Origin of the sequence: Thalassospira sp. UBA1131, from assembly GCF_002311515.1 — a bacterium.
Lineage (GTDB): Bacteria > Pseudomonadota > Alphaproteobacteria > Rhodospirillales > Thalassospiraceae > Thalassospira.
The window spans coordinates 43,282-47,457 of sequence record NZ_DCAO01000032.1 but is presented as its reverse complement, the minus strand read 5'-3'; the positions used below and the strand labels follow the sequence as shown (position 1 = coordinate 47,457).

General features: G+C 54.8%; 3 protein-coding genes and 1 pseudogene. 3 read left to right on the top strand and 1 reads right to left on the bottom strand.

The annotated features are described in order from the left end of the window. From B3Z49_RS04735 to B3Z49_RS04725, 3 genes and pseudogenes are all read left to right on the top strand, one after another. Positions 1–246: pseudogene (locus B3Z49_RS04735) on the top strand (EamA family transporter RarD); the annotation flags it as partial. Between the two features lie 91 nt (positions 247–337). Further along, positions 338–673 carry a Grx4 family monothiol glutaredoxin gene (grxD, locus tag B3Z49_RS04730; protein ID WP_044827586.1) on the top strand — a complete coding sequence of 112 codons (336 nt, stop codon included), beginning with the start codon at positions 338–340 and terminating at the stop codon, positions 671–673. Positions 674–866: 193 nt separating this feature from the next. Next, entirely contained in the window at positions 867–3,077 is a 2,211-nt protein-coding gene (locus tag B3Z49_RS04725) for a mechanosensitive ion channel family protein (RefSeq protein ID WP_296988540.1), read from the top strand. 87 nt (positions 3,078–3,164) lie between these two features. Here B3Z49_RS04725 and rpsD read toward each other — a convergent pair whose 3' ends face one another. Continuing rightward, on the bottom strand, positions 3,165–3,782 hold the full coding sequence (rpsD, locus tag B3Z49_RS04720; protein ID WP_063087428.1) for a 30S ribosomal protein S4: 618 nt from the start codon (positions 3,780–3,782) through the stop codon (positions 3,165–3,167). Positions 3,783–4,176 lie beyond the last annotated feature (394 nt).

The window sequence follows — 4,176 nt, the reverse complement described above, 5'->3', positions numbered from 1 at the left end:
GGGCTTGGCGTTTGCACGACAGCCCCGCTTGTGTTGTTTGCCTTTGCGGCGCGCAACATGAAATTCTCGGCCCTTGGATTGATGCAATATCTCAATCCGACCATCCAGTTCTTTGTCGCGGTTCTGATTTTCGGCGAGATCTTTACCGAGGCCCACATGATCACCTATGCGCTGGTGTGGTTCGGTCTGGGTATTTTCACCTGGGATAACCTGCGTACCGCGCGGCAAAATCGCGCCAAGAGTTGACAGAACCGCAGGTTCCAGCCATATCTTCGCCCATAAAAGTTTAACCTGAATTCGCGGCCCGAACAGGGCCCCCAAGCCAAGGACAATCATCATGACCGACAATCCGGTATTCGAACGCATCCAGAAAGACGTCAATGACAATGACGTCGTCCTGTTCATGAAGGGTACCGCAATGTTCCCGCAGTGCGGCTTCTCTGCCGCTGTTGTTCAGGTCCTGGCCGAGCTTGGCGTTCAGTTCAAGGATATCAACGTGCTGGTCGACCCGGCGATCCGTCAGGGCATCAAGGACTTCTCCAACTGGCCGACCATTCCGCAGCTTTACGTCAAGGGCGAGTTCCTTGGTGGTTGTGACATCGTGCGTGAAATGGCCGCCAGCGGCGAGCTGTCCCAGCACCTTAAAGACAAGGGCGTTGCCGTTGCCGCCTAAGGCGCGACAAACAAGTCCAATCAAAACGCGCTGTGCAGGTTATCTGCCAGCGCGTTTTTTGTGCCCGGACCATCGCAAAACTCGCCAAATGCGATCATATCCCGTTCTGGATAAAACTATTTCTTGATGGTTTGATCGCCATTCCCCATCTTTAGGGCACGCTGAAATTTGCGCCACAGGGGAAGTCACAGGCATGAAACCGGCAATCAAAACAATGGCATGTTTTGCGATCTGGCTGTTTGCAATCTGGTTTGCCTTGCCCATCCCGCCCACAGCAGCACAGATGGCGGCCGTTACTGCCCTAAGTGGCTCAGAGGGCGGCTCAGAAGACGGATCAGAACCCGCCACAGAACTTCCCGAAGACGGCGTGATTGCCGAAACCTTCAGCTATTATAGCTTCCTTGAAGAAGGTGTCACCCGCACCCAGGCCCGCATTGCCGAAACCATGTCCGGCCTTGATGCCTTTCCAGAAGAACTCGATGCCACGCGGGCCTTGCTATCAACCGATTTTGGCCAGACCGGCCTGATGCGCATTTTGCTGTTTACCGTCATTTTCGTTGGTGTCGGTATCCTGGCCGAGGTGATCTATCGCCGTCTTTCGGCACCGGCATGTGCCTATCTTGAATCGCAAAGCCCCCGGAAGTTTTCGGAACGCCTTAAACACATGGTCGGGCTTTGTGTGCTTTCGCTGTTTTCGCTGCTTGTCTTTGCCATCGGATCGCTTGGCGCGTTTATGATGTTTGACTGGCCACCCATCATGAAATCGGCCGTGATGTCGCTTCTGATGGCGTTCTTTGCCCTGCGTGTCCTGATCATCGTGTTGCAATTCCTGTTTGCGCCCAAGGCCGAAGGCCTTCGCATGATCAATGTCGATCCACAGGCCGCCAGCGTTCTAACCAAACGCCTGACCTGGGCGGCGGGGATTTCGTTGTTTGCCTTTGCCTTGGCCAATGTGTTTGGTGCCGCACCGACCATGGTTGCGGGCCATATCATCCTGTTTGATGCGGCCGTGGTGATTTCAGTCGTCGCTTTTTGCGCGGTCACGCTTTCAATTGGCCGGTTCTTTGCCAGCCATGCGGCAAGTGCCGAGGTCGAGAAGATGGCCCTGCCAACATCCATCGCCCGTCTGTGGCCGATGATTGTCTGTGGCTGGTTCATTCTGGTAGGCGGAGTAGCGATCATTGGTGCCGAACGCATCCTTAAGGCACTGCTTGCCATCGGGCTTGCCTGTTTGTTTGACGTGGTGTTTCGCAACATCATCGAAAGCCAGCATCGCAAGAAACTGCAAGTCGCCGAACAGGAAGCCGCCGAACACAATGCCCGGGCAGAGGCGGCTGCCCATGAACATGACGAAGTGTTTGAACCGGTAAAACCCAAGGTACCTGTTTTTACCAAGGTGCTCAAACGTGGTGTGCGGCTTCTGGCACTGGTGTTTGTGCTGGCAAGTATCTGGCGCATCTGGGGCTTCGACCGGTTGGCCCAAGCTGATGATGCCGGGATCATTGCCCGGATCATTGATAGCTCAACCGAAATCATCATGATCCTTCTGATCGCCGATCTGATCTGGTCGCTGATCAAGACGTTCCTTGATGAACGCATGAGCGCATCAGTAACGGGCAATGCCGGTGATGAGGGCGGTGGCACCGGGCTTTCGAGGGTCGAAACCCTTTTGCCACTTTTGAAAAACTTCGCGCTGACCGTGATTGTCATCATGGTCGCGATGGTGACCCTGTCATCATTGGGCGTTGATATCGGCCCGCTGATTGCGGGTGCCGGTGTTGTCGGCCTTGCCCTTGGCTTTGGCAGTCAGGCGCTGGTGCGCGATGTGGTGGCCGGTGTGTTCTTCCTGCTTGATGATGCATTTCGGCTTGGCGAATATATCGAAGTCGACAATCTGCGCGGGCGGGTCGAAAACATCTCCATCCGGTCCATGCAGCTGCGCCATCACCGTGGCCCGCTTCAGACCGTCCCGTTTGGCGAGATCAAATCCATCGTCAACCACAGCCGCGATTGGGTGATCGTCAAACTCGAATTCCGTGTGCCGTTTGAAACCGACGTCAACAAGATCAAGAAACTGGTCAAGAAACTGGCGGCAGAACTTCTGGAAGATCCGCTGATTGGCGACAGCTTCATCGAACCGCTGAAATCCCAGGGCGTGCGCCGGATGGAAGAATTCAACATGGTGATCGGGCTGAAATACACATCAAAACCCGGCGAACAATTCACTATCCGCAAAACCGTCTATCAGCGGGTTCTGGCGATGTTCAAGGAAAACGGCATCCAGATGGCCTCGCGCAACGTCAAGGTCGATGTGCCGCCAGATGCCACAGCTGAACAAAAACAGGAAGCGGTTGCCGCCGCCGCCCAACAGGCGTCCGAGCAACTGAACAAACCACCCGCCTGAGGACGTTGCCCAGAACGCAGACAAACAAAAACGCCCGCTGTTTCCAGCGGGCGTCTTCGTATCGGTTCGTCGCGAAATCCGTAAGGATTAACGCGAGTAGAATTCGATGACCAGGTTCGGCTGCATCTGAACCGGGTACGGAATTTCTGCGAATTTCGGAACGCGAACGAAGGTACCTTTGAAGGCCTTCGCGTCAACGTCGAGATATTCCGGAACGTCACGTTCGTTCAGGTTGGCAGCTTCCATAACCATCGGGATTTCGCGCGAAGCAGGTTTCACTTCGACAACGTCACCTTCCTGTACCAGGTAGGACGGGATGGTTACTTTCTTGCCGTTAACAAGAATGTGGCCGTGGTTCACGAACTGACGTGCAGCAAACACGGTCGGAACGAATTTCATGCGGTAGATAACCGCATCGAGGCGCTGCTCAAGAATACCAACGAGGGTTTCGGAGGTATCACCCGGACGACGGGATGCTTCTTTGTAGTAGCGCAGGAACTGTTTTTCAGAGATCGAGCCGTAGTAGCCTTTGAGCTGCTGTTTCGCAAACAGCTGGGTACCATAGTCGGTCGGCTTCTTACGGCGGGTTGCGCCGTGCATGCCCGGTGCATATTCGCGCTTGTTCAGCGGCGATTTTGCACGGCCCCAAAGGTTCACACCAAGGCGGCGGTCAATCTTATGCTTTGCAGCAATACGTTTCGACATTTTGTAACTCTCTTTTTTTAAAGATCACTTATTGTCCCGATAGTTTCCAGCCGCCCAACACCTGAGCATGCGGAACGGGGACGAAACCACATGTTTCGACCCACTTTCTCGGAAGTGAGGCGCAATATAGAGATGATTGATCAAGAGTCAAACATTAATCGCGCCCGCCATCCCGCATGGAAGCCCTGCATTTCTGCCGAGTTCCGCTTGAATAGCACCCCGCCTGCACCGCACTTGGCAATCGGGTGGAAAATCAGTCCTTTGGCTTGTGCTTGCCGCCGCGCATGGCAACGATCATCCCGCGCAGCGTCTGGACTTCCTGATGGGTCAGATTGGCGCGGTTAAAGATGTTGCGAATATTGCGCGCCATGCCGGGGCGCTTTTCCGCCACCCG

Coding starts and splice junctions, on each gene's coding strand:
- rpsD (WP_063087428.1), bottom strand. CDS start 3,782: ATGTCGAAACGTATTGCTGCAAAGCATAAGATTGACCGCCGCCTTGGT.
- B3Z49_RS04725 (WP_296988540.1), top strand. CDS start 867: ATGAAACCGGCAATCAAAACAATGGCATGTTTTGCGATCTGGCTGTTT.
- grxD (WP_044827586.1), top strand. CDS start 338: ATGACCGACAATCCGGTATTCGAACGCATCCAGAAAGACGTCAATGAC.